Annotated in this window: 16 protein-coding genes; 1 reads left to right on the top strand and 15 read right to left on the bottom strand. The window is 67.2% G+C overall.

What is annotated here, in order from left to right; genetic code table 11:
- Positions 1-32: 32 nt before the first annotated feature.
- From recN to CXR42_RS00255, 13 genes are all read right to left on the bottom strand, one after another.
- Positions 33-1,676: a DNA repair protein RecN gene (gene recN / locus CXR42_RS00315; protein ID WP_103255533.1), complete on the bottom strand. Its 1,644-nt coding sequence runs from the start codon at positions 1,674-1,676 to the stop codon at positions 33-35.
- A gap of 39 nt (positions 1,677-1,715) precedes the next feature.
- Positions 1,716-2,555 carry an outer membrane protein assembly factor BamD gene (locus tag CXR42_RS00310; protein ID WP_103255532.1) on the bottom strand — a complete coding sequence of 280 codons (840 nt, stop codon included), beginning with the start codon at positions 2,553-2,555 and terminating at the stop codon, positions 1,716-1,718.
- A gap of 137 nt (positions 2,556-2,692) precedes the next feature.
- Positions 2,693-3,610, bottom strand: coding sequence for a UDP-3-O-acyl-N-acetylglucosamine deacetylase (gene lpxC / locus CXR42_RS00305; protein ID WP_103255531.1), 918 nt, complete (start codon positions 3,608-3,610; stop codon positions 2,693-2,695).
- A gap of 191 nt (positions 3,611-3,801) precedes the next feature.
- A complete protein-coding gene (gene ftsZ, locus CXR42_RS00300; RefSeq protein WP_103256949.1) occupies positions 3,802-5,457 on the bottom strand; it encodes a cell division protein FtsZ in 1,656 nt (551 codons plus the stop codon).
- A gap of 200 nt (positions 5,458-5,657) precedes the next feature.
- Positions 5,658-6,992, bottom strand: a complete 1,335-nt coding sequence (gene ftsA / locus CXR42_RS00295) for a cell division protein FtsA (RefSeq protein ID WP_103255530.1) — start codon at positions 6,990-6,992, stop codon at positions 5,658-5,660.
- Complete coding sequence (locus tag CXR42_RS00290; RefSeq protein ID WP_103255529.1) at positions 6,989-7,894, bottom strand: cell division protein FtsQ/DivIB; 906 nt, start codon at positions 7,892-7,894, stop codon at positions 6,989-6,991. The genes ftsA and CXR42_RS00290 overlap by 4 nt, the downstream gene beginning before the upstream one ends.
- Positions 7,882-8,802 (bottom strand): D-alanine--D-alanine ligase, encoded by a 921-nt coding sequence (locus CXR42_RS00285; RefSeq protein ID WP_180995939.1) that lies wholly within the window; start codon positions 8,800-8,802, stop codon positions 7,882-7,884. The genes CXR42_RS00290 and CXR42_RS00285 overlap by 13 nt, the downstream gene beginning before the upstream one ends.
- A gap of 39 nt (positions 8,803-8,841) precedes the next feature.
- Positions 8,842-9,768 carry a UDP-N-acetylmuramate dehydrogenase gene (gene murB / locus CXR42_RS00280; protein WP_103255527.1) on the bottom strand — a complete coding sequence of 309 codons (927 nt, stop codon included), beginning with the start codon at positions 9,766-9,768 and terminating at the stop codon, positions 8,842-8,844.
- A 50-nt stretch (positions 9,769-9,818) separates the two neighbouring features.
- Positions 9,819-10,061: a DUF2484 family protein gene (locus CXR42_RS00275; RefSeq protein ID WP_103255526.1), complete on the bottom strand. Its 243-nt coding sequence runs from the start codon at positions 10,059-10,061 to the stop codon at positions 9,819-9,821.
- A complete protein-coding gene (locus tag CXR42_RS00270) occupies positions 10,061-10,327 on the bottom strand; it encodes a DUF2484 family protein (protein WP_103255525.1) in 267 nt (88 codons plus the stop codon). The genes CXR42_RS00275 and CXR42_RS00270 overlap by 1 nt, the downstream gene beginning before the upstream one ends.
- Positions 10,328-10,403: 76 nt before the next feature.
- Positions 10,404-11,813 (bottom strand): UDP-N-acetylmuramate--L-alanine ligase, encoded by a 1,410-nt coding sequence (murC, locus tag CXR42_RS00265; RefSeq protein WP_103255524.1) that lies wholly within the window; start codon positions 11,811-11,813, stop codon positions 10,404-10,406.
- Positions 11,810-12,901, bottom strand: coding sequence for a UDP-N-acetylglucosamine--N-acetylmuramyl-(pentapeptide) pyrophosphoryl-undecaprenol N-acetylglucosamine transferase (locus CXR42_RS00260; protein WP_425444833.1), 1,092 nt, complete (start codon positions 12,899-12,901; stop codon positions 11,810-11,812). Before CXR42_RS00260 ends, murC begins: the two co-directional genes overlap by 4 nt.
- The gene (locus CXR42_RS00255) at positions 12,901-14,064 is read right to left on the bottom strand and encodes a peptidoglycan glycosyltransferase FtsW (protein ID WP_103255522.1); all 1,164 of its coding nucleotides are present in this window, start codon (positions 14,062-14,064) and stop codon (positions 12,901-12,903) included. Before CXR42_RS00255 ends, CXR42_RS00260 begins: the two co-directional genes overlap by 1 nt.
- Before the next feature lie 271 nt (positions 14,065-14,335).
- Here CXR42_RS00255 and CXR42_RS00250 point away from each other — a divergent pair, with 271 nt between their 5' ends.
- A complete protein-coding gene (locus CXR42_RS00250; protein WP_180995938.1) occupies positions 14,336-16,714 on the top strand; it encodes a methyl-accepting chemotaxis protein in 2,379 nt (792 codons plus the stop codon).
- A gap of 25 nt (positions 16,715-16,739) precedes the next feature.
- Here the strand turns inward: CXR42_RS00250 and CXR42_RS00245 are convergent, their stop codons facing one another.
- Entirely contained in the window at positions 16,740-17,588 is an 849-nt protein-coding gene (locus tag CXR42_RS00245; RefSeq protein WP_103255520.1) for an amidohydrolase family protein, read from the bottom strand.
- A 7-nt stretch (positions 17,589-17,595) separates the two neighbouring features.
- Positions 17,596-18,234, bottom strand: coding sequence for a nucleoside/nucleotide kinase family protein (locus CXR42_RS00240; RefSeq protein ID WP_103255519.1), 639 nt, complete (start codon positions 18,232-18,234; stop codon positions 17,596-17,598).
- Positions 18,235-18,333 lie beyond the last annotated feature (99 nt).

Raw genomic sequence — 18,333 nt, 5'->3', positions numbered from 1 at the left:
TTCAGGTTCCGCCGCAGATTTCGGCAAGCCGCTCAGCCCGCAAGCAAGGCCCGCGCGGCCGCCCGGGCGGCCTCGGTCACCGTGTCGCCGGCCAGCATCCGGGCGATCTCCTCCACCCGCTCTTCGGCGCCAAGGCCGGTGACGGTGGACAGGGTCTGTCCCTTGGCCACCCGCTTTTCCACCCGCCAGTGCCGCGCGCCAAAGGCCGCGACCTGGGGAGAGTGCGTGACGACCAGCACCTGCCCGCCCTCTGCCAGCGCCTTCAACCGCCGACCCACGGCATCGGCAGTCGCCCCACCGACACCCCGGTCAATCTCGTCGAAGATCAGCGTCAGGCCGGGATTGCCGCCGGTCAGGCAGACCTTCAGCGCCAGAAGGAAGCGGCTGAGTTCCCCGCCCGACGCGATGCGGTTCAAGGGCCCCGAGGGCGCGCCGGGGTTGGTAGCGACAGTAAAGGTCACCGCATCCACGCCATCGGGTCCCGGATCGCCGGCGGTAATCTCGGTCACAAAGACCGCCCGTTCCATCTTCAGGGGCGCCAATTCCGCCGCCATCGCCGCATCCAGCCGCTTGGCCGCCGCAACCCGTGCCTTGGTCGCCCGAATTGCCTCGGCCGCATAGGCGGTCTCGGCCTGGACCACCACCTTGCCCAGCTTGGCAATCCCCGCCGCACCGCCGTCGATTGCCGCAAGCCGGGCGCGAAGGCCCTCGGCAAAGCCGCCCAGATCGTCGGGAAGGACACCATGCTTGCGGGCCAGGGCGCGAATCGCGAACAGACGTTCTTCCAGCCGCTCCAACTCACCCGGGTCGAAGTCCAGCGCCTCGAGCGCGCGCTCGACCCCGTCCTGCGCGTCGCCAAGTTCGATCAGCGCGCGGTTCAAGGCGTCCATCGGTGCGTCCAGCCGCCCCTCGGCCTTGTCGGCCGCGCCGTCCAGCCAGCGCAACGCGTCGCGCATCCGCCCCTCGGCCCCGTCCTCCGACAAGGACGCCAGCGCCTTGGCCACATCTTCGCGGATACGGCCCGCACCCTGCATCAGGCGGCGACGGGCATCCAGCGCCTCATCCTCGCCGGGTTCGGGGTTCAGGTTGTCCAGTTCCGCGACCGCATGGCGCAGGAATTCCTCCTCGGCCGCCGCTCGGGCCAGCGCGCCCTCGGCCGCCGCCAAGGCCGCCCGCGCCTCACGCTGCGCAGCCCATGCCGCCCGCAGCGGCGCAAGGTCCAATCCCGCAAACGCATCCAGCAGCGACCGGTGGCCGCGCGGGTTCAAAAGGCCCCGGTCGTCGTGCTGGCCATGCAGTTCCACCAGATGGTCGGACAGATCGCGCAACACCTCGCCCGAGACGCGGCGGTCATTGACGAAGGCGGTCTTGCGGCCATCGGCCGTGTTCACGCGGCGCAGGAAAAGCTCATCCTCGGCCTCGATCCCGGCCTCTTCCAGCACCGCGCGTGCGGCATGGCCAGGGGCAAGGTCGAAGACCGCCGTCACCTCGCCCTGCGCGGCCCCCTGGCGGACCAGTTCGGCCCGACCGCGCCAGCCCAGCACGAAACCAAGCGCGTCCAGCAGGATTGACTTGCCCGCCCCGGTTTCGCCGGTCAGCACGTTCAGGCCCGGCTCAAGCTCCAAGCTTAGCCGGTCGATGATCAGCACATCGCGGATGTCCAGGCTACGCAGCATGGTCACGGCCCGTAGGGTGCGTGCTTGCACGCACCATCCCTACAACCACTCGCCCCGCACCATCTGACGATAGATCGTGCGCAGCCAGCTTTCGCCCTTCGCCTCGGGCGAGAGACCCCGGCCCTTCAACAGGCGGAAGCTGTCGTCGTAGAACGGCGAGGACTGGTAGTTGAAGCCAAGAATCGCCGCAGCGGTCTGCGCCTCGTCGTTCAGGCCAAGCCCGACATAGGATTCGACAAGACGGTGCAGCGCCTCGGCCGTGTGGGTGGTGGTCTGGAAATCCTGCACCACGACGCGGAAGCGGTTGATCGCGGCGGTATAGTGGCGGCGCTTCAGGTAATAGCGCCCGACCTCCATCTCTTTCGCGGCAAGCTGGTCGAAGGCCAGGTCGAACTTCAGGATGGCCGAGCGGGCATATTCGCTGTCGGGATAGGTTTCGATCACATCGCGCATGCCGGACAGCGCCTGGAAGGTGATCCCCTGGTCGCGGCCGACGTCGTCGATCTGGTCGTAATAGCTGAGCGCCATCAGGTACAGCGCATAGGGCGCGTCCTCATCCCCGGGATAGAAATCCAGGAAACGTTGCGCGGCATCCCGTGCCTCGGGGTACTGCTTGGCCTTGTGGTGGGTATAGGCCTGCATGATCAGGGCGCGCTTGGCGAATTCGGTATAGGGATAGAGGCGCTCCACTTCCTGGAAGTAAATCAGCGCCTCCTTCGGCTTCTTGCCGGTTTCAAGCTCCAGCTCGCCCTTCTTGAAGATCTCTTCCGCTGAATAGCTGTCCAGCGCACGTTCCTGCGGCCCGCGGGCACAACCCGACAGAACCCCTGCGATCAGCGCGACTGTTAGAAACCCAGCGCCGGGCCTGCTGCCTGACATCTTCCGCCTATCCAAAGTCTTGCCCCTGTCCGGCTTGCCGCATTCGGGCCAGCCGCCCGGACGATTTGACTTGTCCTAGCACAGAAAAATCCGGGGCGCAAAACGCCTTTCGTGACTTTTCCACACCAGAGAATTGGTCAGGCGTAAGCCGGCAGATCGCCTGCATGGACGCCAACGCCGGGCAGCTTGCCCAAGGTCTGCGGCCCGCAGTCCACGATCCGCCAGGCCGTCGGGTCCGCAAACAGTGCCCGCAGCAGCCGATTGGTCAGCGCGTGGCCGGCCCGGTCGCCGGTATAACGGCCCAGGATCGGCCCGCCGGCCAGCGCCAGATCACCCACCGCGTCCAGCATCTTGTGCCGCACGGGTTCATCCGCGTGGCGCAGGCCCCCCGGCGAAAGCACCCGGTCACCGTCGAACACCACGGCGTTTTCCAGCGTGCCCCCCAGCGCCAACCCATTCGCCCGCATCGCATCCACATCCGACTGGCGGCAGAAAGTGCGGCTGTCGGACAGTTCGCGCACGAAGGCGCCATTGGCCATATTCAGCCGGCGGGACTGCATCCCGATCGCGGCTTCGGCAAAGTCGATGCGGAAGTCGATCTCCAGCATGTCGGCCGGTTCCAGCCGGGCCACGGCCTCGCCCTCGCGGACCTCGACCGGTTTCAGCACCCGGATCGCGCGCACGGGGGCCTCTTGCTCGGCGATGCCAGCCTTGAGGAAGCCAGCCACGAAAGGCGCGGCCGAACCGTCCAGGATCGGAACCTCGGGGCCGTCAATGTCGATCAGCGCGTTGTGGATCGCCGAGCCAGCAAGCGCGGCCATCACATGCTCGATCGTCGAGACCGAGACGCCCGCCTCCGTCTCGACCACGGTGCAAAGACGCGAAGGCGTGACGGCATCCCAGCGCGCCGGGATCAGCGGGCGTCCAGGCAGGTCGGTGCGACGGAACGCGATGCCCTGATCGGCCGCAGCCGGACGCACGGTCATGCGCACCGGCTGGCCGGAATGCAGGCCAAGTCCAGTGAAGGTCGCAGGGGTAGCCAGGGTATTCTGCACGACGCCAACCTTTTCGCACGACCGGTCTCAGCCGGCCTTCGTATGCAGTTTAGCTAGTCGCTGGTGGGGGCGATCACAACTCACTCTTTGTGACGGTATGTGACAGCGTTGAAACATGTCCTATCCCCTTGCTCTGAAAAGAAAAAGGCCCGGTCGCCCGGGCCTTTTCCAAAGCGCTTGCCGCGCGTGTTTCAGTTGGCCTGGCGGCGCAGGAAGGCGGGAATCTCGATCCGATCCTGGTCGCTGCCCATCTCCTGGTCGTCGTCATAGGCGGTGACCGGCGGCTGGGTGCGCGTGGCCGGCGCAGCGCCACCGGGGGCTTCCAGATGCCCGGCCATGCGGTTGATCAGCGAGCCGATCCCGAAGCGCGGCTTGGCAGCGGCCTGCGCTGCGGGGGCCGGAGCCGGGGCCGGCGCGACCGGGGTCGGACGGGCGAACTGCGACGCGGCAGGCGCGGCAGCGGGACGGCTGACCGCCGCCTGAAGCCGGGCGAGCGCCTCGGCCGAAGGCTGACCGGCCGCCCGCGGACGCGGGGCGACGAAGCTGGACGGGTCCGCCTCGATTGCGGCGGGGGTCGAGCGGATCATGGTCGGCTGCGGCGCGGGCGCCGGACGATAGGCCGGGGGCGGCAGGTCGTCGGCCATCTGCTCATAGTCCATTCCGGCGCGCGAGGCGACCGGATCAAAGGTCGGCATGGCCGCCGGCGCGTCGTCATACTCGGGCTCGTCGGCGATCGACAGGGCGATCGGCTGCGGGGCCGGGGCGGGGGCGGGGGCAGGCGCGACGGCGCGCGGCGCCTCGACCGGCTGCGGGGCCGGGGTCAGCGTCAGCGGCGCGGCCATCGAGCGGCGCGCGACCGGCACGTCCAGCTTGGCAGCCGAGGCGTCGATGCCCGTCGCCACGACCGAGACGCGGATGCGCCCTTCCATGCCGGTGTCCAGGGTGGAGCCGACGATTATGTTCGCCTCGGGGTCCACCTTCTCGCGGATGATGTTCGCGGCTTCGTCCAGTTCGAACAGGGTCAGATCATGGCCGCCGGTGATGTTGATCAGAACACCCTTGGCGCCATGCAGGCTGATTTCGTCCAGAAGCGGGTTGGCAATCGCCTTTTCGGCGGCCTGGATCGCGCGGTCGTCGCCGGTGGCTTCGCCGGTGCCCATCATCGCCTTGCCCATCTCGTCCATCACGGCGCGGACGTCGGCGAAGTCGAGGTTGATCAGGCCCGGCCGCACCATCAGATCAGTCACGCCCTTGACGCCCTGATACAGCACGTCGTCAGCCATCGCGAAGGCCTCGGTAAAGGTCGTGCGCTCATTCGCAAGGCGGAAGAGGTTCTGGTTCGGGATGATGATCAGCGTATCCACGACCTTCTGAAGGGCTTCGATCCCATCCTCGGCCTGCTTCATCCGCTTGTTGCCCTCGAACTGGAAGGGCTTGGTCACGACGCCGACGGTCAGCACGCCCAGTTCACGCGCGGCCTGCGCGATGATCGGGGCCGCGCCGGTGCCGGTGCCGCCACCCATGCCAGCGGTGATGAAGCACATATGCGCGCCGGCCAGGTGATCGACGATCTCTTCGATCGTCTCTTCCGCCGCCGCTGCGCCGACCGAGGGCCGCGCGCCCGCGCCCAGCCCTTCGGTGGCCTTGACACCCATCTGGATGCGGGCATCCGCCCGGCTTTGCTGCAGGGCCTGGGCGTCGGTGTTGGCCACGACGAACTCGACGCCTTCCAGCGCCTTGTCGATCATGTTGTTCACCGCGTTCCCGCCTGCCCCGCCCACACCGAAGACGGTAATGCGCGGCTTCAGCTCTTCACGCTCGGAAGTCATCGTCAGATTGAGTGCCATGGGTTTGCCCGTCCGTTTCTTGTCCGCCGCCTGTTTCTTTTTCGACCCGCGCACCTGTCCCGCGTGCAAAGGGCCGATTTATCCCCGATTCTATCCACAACCCGGAATAACGTCACGCAAAAACTAAGCATGACCCGCAAAATCTGGGGCGATTGTCCCGGAATTCAGCGGTATTTCGCTTGGGGTGCAGGATATGGTGGTCACCAGTTATCCTTGAACCATTTGACCGCGCGGCGCAGCGACCGTGCCGGGTAGCGTTCTGCGGGGATTTCGAAATCCCACCATTCGTCCTGCGGATGCGCCGCGAAGAGGCAAAGCCCGACCGCGCTGGCAAAGGCCGCCCCCGTCGCCGCCTGCGGCAGGCCCTGCACGCGCAGCGGGCGGCCCAGACGGACACGTTGCCCCAGGATGCGCGTCGCAAGTCCATCAAGGCCGGGGATCTGGCTGCCGCCGCCGGTCAGCACGATCTGCTGGCTGGGCAGGCTGTCAAAGCCCGCCGCATCCAGCGTGGCGCGCACTTCCTCCAGGATTTCCTCGACGCGCGGGCGCATGATGCCGATCAGCTCGGTCCGGCTGATCTGGCGGCGGTCCTTTTCCCAGTCGCCGCTGTCGCCGCCGATATCGATCATCTCGCGGTCGTCCATGCCGGTGGCGTAAAGCCCGCCGTGGCGCGTCTTGATCCGCTCGGCCACCGCCATCGGGATCTGCAAGCCCTTGGAAATGTCCGAGGTCACATGATCCCCGCCCATCCGCACGCTGTCGGCATAGATCATGTGCTTCTTGATGAAGATCGACAGGCCCGTGGCCCCGCCGCCCATGTCGATGCAGGCGGCACCCAACTCCTGCTCGTCCTCGACGAGGGAGGAGATCCCCGAGACATAGGCCGACGAAGCAATCCCCGCCAGTTCCAGGTCGCAACGCTTGATGCAGTAAAGCAGGTTCTGCACCACATCGCCGTCGACCGACAGAAGGTGCATGTCGCAGGCCAGCCGGTGCCCGATCTGCCCGCGCGGATCGCCCAGGCCCGACCGATGGTCCAGCGCAAAGTTCACGGGCTGGGCATGCAGCACCTCGCGCCCCTGCCCCAGGTCCGGCACGTCGCACGAGGCCAGGACGCGGCTGACGTCCTGTTCAGTGACAACGCTGTCCTGCAACTCCAACTCACCCGCCAAGCCATAGCTGCGGGGGGCCGCGCCCGAGAAGCAGGCGATCACATGATCGACGCGGACGTTCGCCATCTTCTGCGCTGCCTGGACGGCGGTGCGAATGGCACGCTCGGTCTCGTTCATCACGGCGATCTCGCCGAAGCGGACGCCGCGCGACCGGGTCGTCGCCGCACCGATGACGCGGAACTGGCTTTGCCCGGCCATCGGCCCGACCCCGTCCTGTTCGCGCAGGCGGTCGGGACCGTCAAAGCGCAGGATCAGGCAGGCGATCTTGGAAGTGCCCACGTCAAGAATGGCGATGACGCCGCGCTGCATGGCAGCCCGACGCATGTTCCGCATCGCGCGCTGGGAAGTATAGAGATCGGTCACAGTTCGTTCTCCACGGTTTCGATGCCTTGTGCGCGGCGCAACTCGGCAAGGGCGTTGGGGGTAAGGCGAAGGGTAGGCCGGTGGTCCGACCGCAAGTCGACAGTCAGCACGTCGCGGGTCATCACGTCCTGGGCATGGTCCAGCGCGAGCAGCCGCTCCAGCGCCTGAACGGGGTTCTTTTCGGGCAGCAGCACGCGCTGGTCGCGGTCCAGCACCACATCCCAGCGCCGGTCGCCGATGCGCACCAGGCCCCGGATACGCGGCAGCAAGGGGCCGGCCGCATCGAACAGGGCCAGCGCCTCGGGCATGGCGCGGTCGGCACCCTCGCCGGCCACCAGCGGCAGGTCGGGCCGGTCGGCCCGCGACAACAAGCCCGCAACGCGGTGGCCGGAGTCGTCAAGAAGGGTCAGTCCGGCTTCGGTCCGCCAGATTGCCACCGGCTCGCGCTCGGTGATCATCACTTGCAGCACCCCGCCCGAGCGCACCCGCAGGTCCGCGCGCAGGACGGCATCCAGCGCCTCGATCCGCTCGCGCGCGGCGTCAAGGTCGATGTCGAAGGACGACATCGGCAAGGGCAGCGCCAGCCGGGCGCGCACCGCCTCGGACAGTTCGGGCGACGCGCCCTCGATCCGGGCCAGGCTGACGCGGAACTCGGGCCGGGCCTCGAATTCCGCGCGCAGATGGGTCAGCTGCGCGACCAGAGCCAGACGGTTCGGCTCATTGCTGAACCAGACGCCGATCCCGCCCAGAAGGACGATCGTCGGCAGACCGGTGCGCAGGAAAAGCCGCACATAGGGCGTCAGCATCCAGCGTTGCAGCCGGTAGGCCCACTTCGACGGTGCAGGGTCGCGGCGCGGCGGCGTGCGGCGCAGGGTCGCGCGTTGGGCGGTCAGCGGTTGCATGACGCGTCCTTCACCATCCAGGCGCAGAAATCGGGGAACGAAATCCCCTGCATCGCCGCCTGCTCGGGCGCCAGCGAGGTGGGCGTCATCCCCGGTTGGGTGTTCGTCTCCAGCAGGATCAGGCCCGCAAGGCCTCGGCTTTCATCCCAGCGGAAATCGGTGCGGCTGACGCCCCGGCAGCCGAGGGCGCGGTGCGCGCGCAGGGCATAGTCCAGGCAGGCCGCCTCGATCTCGGCGGGGATCTTCGCCGGGCACTCATGCCGACTGCCGCCCGGCTTGTACTTCGCGTCATAGTCGTACCAGCCGTCAGTGATGATATCCGTCACCCCCAGCGCCCGGTCACCCATCACCGTCGTCGTCAGCTCGCGTCCCGGGGCGTAGGTTTCCACCATCACCACCGCAGGCATCGTCGCCGACAGACGCGGCGCGTTCGACCCTTCGCGGACGATATAGACCCCGACCGAGGAGCCTTCATTGTAGGGCTTCACCACATAGGGCGCCGGCAGGACATGCCCCGCCTCGACCGCTTCGCGCGAGGCCAGCACGCTGTCGACCACCGGCAGACCGGCCGCCTTGTAGACTTCCTTGGTCTTTACCTTGTCCATCGCCAGCGCCGAAGCCAGCACGCCGGAATGCGTATAGGGCAGGCCCAGCCATTCCAGCAGGCCCTGGACGCAGCCATCCTCGCCCCAGCGGCCGTGCAGCGCGTTGAAGCAGACATCGGGTTTCAGGTCAGCAAGACGCGCAGGCAGATCGCGGTCGCAATCGACCTCGACCACCTCATACCCGGCCTCCCGGAGCGCCTGCGCGCATTCGCGCCCAGAGACAAGCGACACCTCCCGCTCAGCGGAAGGCCCACCCATCAACACCGCCACTCTGGGGGCCATCCTGCTCGATGCGCCCGCCATGTTCTGCCTCATCCGGGTCTGTTGCCGACCCGTGATTGTTTATTTCTGCAGGTGTTCTCCGACCCGCATGATTTCCCACTCTAACGTGATACCGCTTGATTGGAAAACCTTTTTTCGCACATCCTCGCCCAGATTTTCCAGATCGGCGGCGGTGGCGCCACCCGCGTTGATCAGGAAGTTCGAGTGCATCTTGGACATCTGTGCCCCGCCGATCCGCGCACCGCGCATCCCGGCGTCGTCGATCACCTTCCAGGCCTTCAACTCATGCGTGTCGTCGGCCCGCCCGGTGGAACTGTAGCCGGCCGGATTGCGGAAGGTGGACCCCGCGCTGCGGTCCTTTGTCGGTTGGCTGGCGTCGCGCTTGGCGATCTGGTCGGCCATCCGCGCCTCAAGCGCAGCGGGGTCGCCGGGGGCTGCGCGGAAGGTGGCGGCGACGATCACCGCGCCCTCGGGCAGGTCGCTTTGCCGATAGCGCAAGGACAGGGCAGCGGCGGGCAGGGTTTCCACGCGGCCGTCGCGCGTGACGATCCGCACCTCCTCCAGCGCATCGGCGACGTATGATCCATAGCAGCCCGCATTCATCCGCACCGCGCCGCCGATGCTGCCGGGGATGGTGCGCAGGAAGGTCAGGTCACGCCCTGCCTCGGCCGCCCGTCGCGCGACATGCGCATCCAGGGCCGCGGCCCCGGCGATCACTCGGTCGCCCTCGACGCTGATCGCGTTGAACCCGCGCCCCAGCCGGATCACCACCGCCCGGATACCGCCATCCCGCACGATCAGGTTCGACCCGACACCCATGGGAAAGACCGGCACCTTGGGGTCAAGCTCGGCCAGGAACTGGGCCAGATCCGCCTCGTCGGCCGGCTGGAACAGCCAGTCCGCCGGCCCGCCGACGCGCAGCCAGGTCAGGTCGGCCAGGGGCCGGTTCGGAGTGAGGGGGCCGCGGGGGGTGGGAAGCGTCGTCATGTCCGCCTTCTGCGGCGGTTTGCGGTGCCGATCAAGGGGGCATCCGCCCCTTAACCCAACTGCCGCCGCACCCAGCGCCACAGATAGACCACCGGCCAGCGCAGGATCGACGCCCCCGCCGCCAGGATCGCCAGACCGATGATCGGCCCCAACTCCCAGGTGACCCAGCCCAAAAGCGGCACACCCAGCGCGATCAGCCCATAGGCCGCCCGCCAGTGATAGTCGCGCGACGGAAACATCGCGATGACATTCGCCGCGATCAGCCAGACCATGCAAAGGGCCAGGGGGACCATCACTTCTCCAGCTCCTTCGGCAGCGGGGCCGGCCGGCCCAGCGCCCGACGCGCGAAGTAAAGCAGCGGATTGCGGAACATCGACAGGAAGGCGAACAGCCCGATCGCCAGCCAAAGCCAGCCATGCAGCCAGCCGATCCACACCAGAAGGACCGGAGCGGCCAGCAAAAGGGCGATGCCGGGGATCATCTGCTGGCGCATCGGCAGCATCGCCGTGATGGCCGAGGCGACCACCCACAGCGCGCCAAGGATCAACGGCAGGCTCATGCGCGGTCTACCCGGCAGCAAGGGCCAGATTCCTTCGAAGGAGTTTCCAGGACTTTTGAAAAAGTCTTGTTCCCCCTCATGCAGCCTGGCCCATCAGCTTGGCCGGCAGGGCATTGGCCCAGGCGCTGATCGTCCCGGCCCCGAGGCAGACCACCATGTCGCCCTGCCGGGCCTGCTCACGCACCAGGCGTGCCAGTTCGGATTCGTCCTGCAAGGCCCGGGCATGACGGTGGCCGTGGGCGATGAGGCCGGCCACCAGATCGTCGCGGCTGGCACCGGGGATCGGATCCTCGCCAGCGGCATAGACCTCGGCGATGGCGACGACGTCCGCCTCGTTGAAACAGGTGCAGAATTCCTCGAACAGGCTGGCCAGCCGCGTATAGCGGTGCGGCTGGTGGACGGCGATGATCCGCCCCTTGGTGGCTTGCCGCGCCGCCTTCAGGACCGCCGCGATCTCGACCGGATGGTGGCCGTAGTCGTCGATGATCGTGACACCGTTCACCTCGGCAACCTTGGTGAAGCGGCGGTTCACGCCGGCGAAGCCAGCCAGGGCCTCGCGGATCTCGTCCTTCTTCATGCCCAGATGCCGCGCCACCGCGACCGCCGAAAGCGCGTTCGACACGTTGTGGTCCCCCGGCATCGGCAAGGTACAACCCTCGATCATCCCGCCCTCGCCCTGCAGGGCGATGTCGAAATGCGCCACGCCATTCTCGTAGGTCAGGTTCTGCGCCCGCACATCGGCCTGAGCGTTGAAGCCGAAGGTCACCACCCGGCGGTCAGTTACCCGGCCCACCAGCGCCTGCACTTCGGGATGGTCGGTGCAACACACCGCAAGACCATAGAACGGCACGTTCGAGACGAATTCCAGGAACCCCTTCCGCAGCGCGTCGAAGGTGTGCCAGTGCTCCATGTGTTCCGGGTCGATGTTGGTCACGATGGCGATCGTCGCGGGCAGGCGGTTGAAGCTGCCGTCGCTCTCGTCGGCCTCGACCACCATCCACTCCCCTGCCCCGGCCCGCGCGTTCGAGCCGTAGGCATGGATCACGCCACCGTTGATCACGGTCGGATCGAAACCGCCCTTGTCCAGTAGCGTGGCCACCATCGTTGTGGTCGTCGTCTTGCCATGTGTCCCGGCGATGGCAATGTTCGACTTCAGGCGCATCAGTTCCGCCAGCATCTCGGCCCGGCGCACCACCGGCAACTTGCGGCGCCGCGCTTCCTCCAGCTCGGGGTTGCCCTTCTTGATCGCGGACGAGATCACCACGACCGAGACCCCCTCGCCGATGTTCCCGGCCGTCTGGCCCTCGAAGAAGGTTGCACCCAGCTTGACCAGTCGGTCGGTGATCTTTGACGCCTTCGCGTCCGACCCCTGCACCTGATAGCCCAGCGTCATCAGGACTTCGGCGATGCCGGACATCCCGATGCCGCCGATGCCGACGAAGTGGATCGGGCCCAGTTCCAGCGGAAGCTTGGTTGCTGCGTTCATTGCGTGTCTCCGCCTAAGTCTTCGACCAGCGCCACCAACCGGGCGGTCGCGTCGGGCTTGCCTTCGCCCAGGGCCGCACGGGCCATGGTCTCGGCCCGATGCGGGTCGTCAAGGATCGCGGCGATGTGGCCTGCAAGGGCAGCCGCGTCAAGCGCCTTCTCCGGCAGGACGACGGCTGCCCCTGCGTCAGACAGACCCTTGGCGTTCGCCATCTGGTGGTCTCCGGTCGCCGCCGCATAAGGGATCAGGATCGCCGGGCGCCCGATGACGCTGATATCCGCGACCGATGAGGCACCCGAGCGGCTGATCACCAGCTGCGCCTCGGACAGCCGGCGCGGAATGTCGGCGAAGAAGGGCGCAATCTCGGCCCGGACCCCCGCCGCCTCATATGCAGCCGTGGCCCGCGCGGCGTCCTCGTCCCGCGCCTGATGCGCGACGCGCAGGTTCGCGCGCAGAGCCTCGGGCAGCAGCGCCACGGCGGCTGGCACGGCATCAGACAGGATGCGCGCGCCCTGACTGCCGCCGATCACCACCATGGACATCGGATAATCCCCCGGCGGGATATAGGGGGCGGCAGCCCGGTCCAGCACCGCCTGACGCACCGGGTTGCCCGTCGGCTCTCCCGTGACGCCGGCCGGCAGGGCCGTGGGCCACGTGCCGCAGGCAACCCTGTCCACGCGGCGCGCGAAAACCTGGTTCACCCGGCCAAGGACGCCGTTCTGTTCGTGGATCATGCGCGGCCGCCGCAGCACCCAGGCCGCACTCAGCGCCGGGATCGACGGATAGCCGCCAAAGCCCACCACAACCGCCGGCCGGTCGCGCAGTTGCGAGACCAGCGCCCCAAGGACACCCGCAAGAATGCGGAACGGCGCCAGCAATTTTGCCGCCACCCCGCCCCGCGCGAATGTGGCGCTTGCCACCCGCTCCACCACCACCGCCTGCGGAAACCCTCCGGCATAGCGCGCACCGCGGTCATCCGTGGACAGCTTCACCCGCCAGCCCCGCGCCAGCATCGCCTCGGCAAGCGCCTGGGCCGGGAACATGTGCCCCCCCGTGCCCCCCGCCGCGATCAGCAGAAGCTTTGCCATCACCGACCCCGCCGGAAGACGTCGCTCATCTGCCCGCGCGGCCGGTCCCGCGTCAGGGCCAGAAGCATCCCCATCGTGATCCCCGCCGCGATGACGGACGAGCCGCCATAGCTGACGAAGGGCAACGTCATTCCCTTGGCCGGAAGCAGCCGCACCGCGACGCCCATGTTGATCATCGCCTGCACGCCGAAGATGCAGGCCAGGCCCGTGCCCGCAAGGCGCGCGAAGGGATCACGCTCGGCGAGCAGGCGGCCCAGCGAGCGGACGACGATAACCCCGTACAGCGCCAGAATCGCCAGCACCAGGATCAGCCCGTATTCCTCAGCCGCGACCGCGATGATGAAGTCGGTATGCGCGTCGGGCAGCGACCATTTCACCTGGCCCTCTCCGACGCCGACGCCGAAGAACCCGCCCTCCTGGATCGCGTTCGCCGCATAGCCCAGCTGGGTGCGCGGATCGACATCGGGCGACAGGAACCCGTCGATCCGGCGCGCAAAGTGTTCCGAGCTTTCGTAGAACACCAGCCCGGCCAGCGCCACGATGCCACCGACGATGGCGATCAGCGTCATCGGCGCGCCGCCGACGAAATAGATCACGCCCCAGGCAAACAGGATCAGCGCCGACTGGCCGAAGTCCGGCTGCATCGCCAGAAAGCCTACCACGACCAGCGTCAGCGCGAACGAGATGCTTTTGCCCGGCGGTCCCGCCAGATCCTGGCTAGCAGCGATCAACCAGGCGACCACCACCACGAAGCCCGGCTTCAGGAACTCGGACGGCTGGATGCTGGCAAAGCCGAAGCTGAACCAGCGCACCGCGCCCTTGCCGAAATCCGTTCCGAAGATCGGCAGCAGCACCAGCGCCAGCATCGACACGGCAAAACCCAGGACACCCAGCCGGCGCACCATCGGCGGCGACAGCATCGAGATCGCGATCATCACCGCCAGCGCCACGCCGCCAAAGAAGGCCTGGCGCTGGACATAATAGAACGGCTCAAGCCCGTTGCGCGTGGCCAAGGGGACCGAGGCGGCAAGCCCGAGCAACAGCCCGATGCCGAAAAGGACAAAGACCGAAGTCAACGTCCACTTGTCGATCGTCCGCCACCAGCGGGGAATGACCGGCTCCGTTACCCGAACGGGATTGGAGCCATAGACCATCTCAGTCATGGGGAAACCGCCTGATATGCCTGTTCTGCCTCAAGCCCAGGTGTGCCCCCGGGTCTGCGTGACAGGTTAGCGACAAATCCGGGCCAAGGCCAGCGCGAATGACAGGTCGCAATGCGCGGCCTCCGGGGTCGTTCTATGCTGGGGAAGCGGAAAATCTTAGGCATTTCGGGCGGGGGTTGGGAGCGGAATTTACCGTTCCTCAATGGCGCGCTCGCAAGCTTCGCCAGTCTAACCAGGGGATCGCCATATGCGACGCATGGATTTCAACTCGATGAAACTAACGCGCAAGCTTCCGGCAGTGATGCTTGCGATCAGCGCCGTCGCCGTCCTTCTGGTCGCCGCGGCGGCCTATATCCGCGCGGAAACCGCGCTGGCAGATGCCGCGCGGGCGACGATGCGCGAAGCTTCGAACGGGCCTGCAGAAACGCTGGAAGCCGTGACAAGCGAGGTATCGGCCGACCTGAACGGCCTGTCCTACAACCGCGGTGTCATTGCCGGGCTGGCCGATCTGACGCGGGCCGCCCGCACCGACCCCGGCGGTCTGGCGGCCATCCGTGCGCGTTATGTCGACAACAACCCCCACCCGCCCGCCGAACGGCACAAGCTGCTTGATGCCGGGTCCGGCAGTCTTTTCGACCGCCTGCACGCCGATGTCCAGGCCGAGCTTTCGGCCTGGACCCTGGCGATGGAATATTATGACGTCTTTCTGATCGACACCGACGGCAATGTCGTCTTCACCGTGACGAAAGAGGCTGATTTCGCCACCAACCTGCGCACCGGCCCCTGGAAGGACTCGGGCCTGGCGCGCATGTTCGACCGGGTCATGGCGCTGGATGCGCCCGGTGGCCTCGTGTTCGAGGATTTCTCGGCCTACGCCCCTTCGGCCGACCAACCCGCCGCCTTCATGGGCAAGCATGTGCTAGGCCGGGACGGGTCGATCCTGGGCGTCGTCGCGATCCAGATGCCGATTGCCCAGATGAACGCCGCGCTGAACGGGGATCGGGGCGAAGAGACGTCGATGGTCAACTACTTGGTGGGCCAGGACGGTGTCCTGCGCAGCGATATCGACAAGACGCCCTCGGACGAGGTGCTGGCCGCAACCGCCCCACCAGCCGTGCTGGAACTGGCCAAGACTGCAACGCCCGGCTTTGCCGAGGCCATAGGTTTCAACGGACAGCCGGTCGTGATTGCCACGCATCCCCTTGACGTCGAAGGGACATCCTGGACCGTGGTGACCGAGATCGACCAGGCCGAACTGTTCCGTCCGATCACGCAGATGACGTACTGGTTCCTTGCCATCGGGCTGGTCGTGCTGGCCGCCACCAGCGCCGTGGCGATCCTCGCTTCGCGGTCAATTGCCGGTCCCCTGCATGGTCTGGCACTGGACATGGACCGCGTCGCCCGGCGCGTTGCAGGCAGCGAGGTCGGCCATACCGAACGCGGTGACGAAATCGGCGACATCGCACGCGCCCTGCGCGACATGGACCGCTCTCTGACCGAGGCGGAGGCCGAAGCCCGCAAGGCCGAGGCAGAGCGCATCGCCTTTCTGGAACGCGAACGCATCGCCGAGCGTGAGCAGGAGGCGCAGCGCCGCGCGGCCGAGGCGGCCGAACAACAGCGCCAGGCCGAATTCCGCGCGTCACAGGACCGCGCCCGCGCCGAACACGAGGCCGCGCAAGAAGAGAACCGTCTGGCCCAGCAGAAAGTCGTGGATCACCTGGCCCAGTCCCTGCGCCGCATGGCCGACGGCGACCTTGACGTGACGATCGATGAATTCTTCTCGGAAAGCTACAAGACCCTGCGCATGGATTTCAACGCGGCCGTCCGCGCCCTGCGCAAGATCGTGGCCGAGATCTCCAGCTCTTCCGGCCGGATCAACGCCGATGTGCAAGCCATCCGCTTCGCGACCGAGGATCTTGCCCACCGAACCGAGAAATCCGCCTCGGCGATCAACCAGACCTCCAGCACGATGACCAACATGACCGGCCTTGTCGGCGACACGACCAGCAGCATCCAGACGGTCCGCGACCTGACGCGCGATGCAGCCAAGCAAGCAACCGCCGGGATGGAGATCATCACCCGTTCCGAAGCCGCGATGATGCGCATTCAGACCTCATCCGAGGCGATCACCCGCATCATTGCCGTGATCGACGACATCGCCTTTCAGACCAACCTTCTGGCCCTGAATGCAGGGGTCGAGGCAGCGCGAGCCGGCGACAGCGGGCGCGGCTTTGCGGTGGTGGCTTCGGAAGTCCGGGCGCTGGCGCAGCGCGCCTCGGATTCGGCCCGCGAGATCGGCCAGCTGATCAACGAATCCAGCCAGCATGTCCGCGACGGCGTCGTGGCAATGCGCGAAAGCGGCGGGGTGGTCGGCTCGATCACCAAGTCGGTCAGCGCGATTTCGGACAGCGTGGCGCTGATCGCAGGCTCGGCCGCGCAGCAGGAACAGGGGATCAAGGACGTGAACGGCTCGCTGCGGGACCTGGACGGTGCGACCCAGCGCAACGCTGCGATGTTCGAGGAAACCCTCGCCGCGACCGTCTCGTTGTCGCAGTCGATCGAGGAGTTGAACCAGCTCGTCAGCCGCTTCAAGGGCTGGCAAGAGGGTGAAGCGCAGGCCGCCAGCCCACGCCTGCGCGCCGCCGGGTAACAGTTCTGCGGGCCTGACCGTCCGGTCAGGCCCGCGGCAACCGATAGACCCGCCGCGCGGTCTTGTGGCCGATGGCCCGCCGGTCGGCAATCGACAGCCCCGCCAACAATTCCCCGGTCATGTCGATCCAGCCCGGTAACCCTGCGCCAAGGTCCACTACCGGCCAGTCGCTGCCCCAAAGCATCCGATCCGGCCCAAAAAGGTCCAGCAGACGCTTCACATAGGGCTGAACCGTCGCGACCGTCGCGGTTCCCGGCGCGCAATAGGCGGTGATGCCGGAAAGCTTCACAAAAACATTCGGATGGGCGGCAACGGTAGCGACCCCGGCCTCCCACATCTCCCAGTCGCCGCCCGCGATGTCCGACACCCCGCAATGATCCAGGATAAAGACCTGATCAGGGCAGGCCCGCGACAGGGGCAGCGCGACTGGAAGAAGCTGGCGGGACAGGACGGTCAGATCGAACGAATAGCCCGCCCGCCCGAGCCGCCGCAGGTTCCGCACGAAGGTTGCGGACTGCGACACCGCGTCTGGCACCACATGCAGGATACGGCGAAACCCGACGACTCCCAGGCCCGCAGCCTCCTCCAGCCAGGCGTCGAACCCCGCCGCCGCCTCCGGCCGGATCGAGGCGATCTGACCCAGCATCCCGCGTTGCCCCACCATCCCCGCGACCAGGCGGGCCTCGGCCTGGTAATCCGCGTCATCAACGCCGGTTTCCATGAAGATGGTCCACACGACCCCACGACCTTCGGTCAGCCGCGCGTAATCATCCGGCGAAAAGTCGCCCTCGGTGAGGGCTGCAATCGCGTCGGCCCAGGCATAGCCCAGCCGGTCGCGCAGGATCAGATGCTGGTGGCTGTCGATCAGCTGCACGCCGTCACTAGTGATTCTGCAGACGGTAGTCAGCCGCGACCGAGGCCTCGCGGACCAGCCGGGCATTCGGCAGGTCGTTCTCCTCCAGCTTCGCCCGGATCGCAGCCTCGTCCAGCCCCAGCCGGTCCCACCGACCGCGCAGTCGCGCCCGTAGGACATGCTCGGGCACGTCAACCATCACCGTCAGGTCGAACATGGGCCGCAGCCGATCCCAGGGCGCCTGGTCAAGCAGCAGGTAATTGCCTTCGACCACGATCACCGGCACCTCGGCCGGGATCAGCCGGGCGCCGGCCCGCGCGATCTCGATCGTCCGGTCGAACACTGGAACTGCCACCTCGTCCTCGTCCCGCGCACGCAGGCGCTTCAGCGTGTGGTAAAGCCCGCCGACGTCGAAAGTATGCGGCGCACCCTTGCGCAACCGCAGCCCGGCCGGCACCAGATACAGGTCGTCATAATGATAGCCGTCCATCGGCAATACCGCGGCTAGCCCCGGACGGCGCCCGATCAGCTTGCCGACCAGTTTCTCCGCCACCGTCGACTTGCCGGAACCCGGTGCCCCGGCCAGGGCGACGATCAGCCGGTCGCCCAACCCTGCCCGAAGCTCCACCTCATCCGCCAGACCGGCCAGATCGATCGTCCGCGTCACCGTCGCCCTCCTGCTTTGGGTCAGGATGGCCAGAGCCGCCCCCCGAGGCAAGCCCTTCCGCCCCCTCCACCCCAGCCCCCAATCCCCCTTCCCCGCGCC

The organism is Tabrizicola aquatica (genome assembly GCF_002900975.1).
Classification (GTDB): domain Bacteria; phylum Pseudomonadota; class Alphaproteobacteria; order Rhodobacterales; family Rhodobacteraceae; genus Tabrizicola; species Tabrizicola aquatica.
This window is presented reverse-complemented; position numbering and strand designations above follow the sequence as displayed.

What these genes read in the sequence shown, in the direction of transcription:
- CXR42_RS00310 (WP_103255532.1), bottom strand. Translation starts at nt 2,555, where the DNA reads ATGTCAGGCAGCAGGCCCGGCGCTGGGTTTCTAACAGTCGCGCTGATC.
- CXR42_RS00285 (WP_180995939.1), bottom strand. Translation starts at nt 8,802, where the DNA reads ATGGCGGGCGCATCGAGCAGGATGGCCCCCAGAGTGGCGGTGTTGATG.
- CXR42_RS00250 (WP_180995938.1), top strand. Translation starts at nt 14,336, where the DNA reads ATGAAACTAACGCGCAAGCTTCCGGCAGTGATGCTTGCGATCAGCGCC.
- CXR42_RS00255 (WP_103255522.1), bottom strand. Translation starts at nt 14,064, where the DNA reads ATGACTGAGATGGTCTATGGCTCCAATCCCGTTCGGGTAACGGAGCCG.
- ftsZ (WP_103256949.1), bottom strand. Translation starts at nt 5,457, where the DNA reads ATGGCACTCAATCTGACGATGACTTCCGAGCGTGAAGAGCTGAAGCCG.
- murB (WP_103255527.1), bottom strand. Translation starts at nt 9,768, where the DNA reads ATGACGACGCTTCCCACCCCCCGCGGCCCCCTCACTCCGAACCGGCCC.
- recN (WP_103255533.1), bottom strand. Translation starts at nt 1,676, where the DNA reads ATGCTGCGTAGCCTGGACATCCGCGATGTGCTGATCATCGACCGGCTA.
- CXR42_RS00290 (WP_103255529.1), bottom strand. Translation starts at nt 7,894, where the DNA reads ATGCAACCGCTGACCGCCCAACGCGCGACCCTGCGCCGCACGCCGCCG.
- murC (WP_103255524.1), bottom strand. Translation starts at nt 11,813, where the DNA reads ATGAACGCAGCAACCAAGCTTCCGCTGGAACTGGGCCCGATCCACTTC.
- CXR42_RS00270 (WP_103255525.1), bottom strand. Translation starts at nt 10,327, where the DNA reads ATGAGCCTGCCGTTGATCCTTGGCGCGCTGTGGGTGGTCGCCTCGGCC.
- CXR42_RS00260 (WP_425444833.1), bottom strand. Translation starts at nt 12,901, where the DNA reads ATGGCAAAGCTTCTGCTGATCGCGGCGGGGGGCACGGGGGGGCACATG.
- CXR42_RS00275 (WP_103255526.1), bottom strand. Translation starts at nt 10,061, where the DNA reads ATGGTCCCCCTGGCCCTTTGCATGGTCTGGCTGATCGCGGCGAATGTC.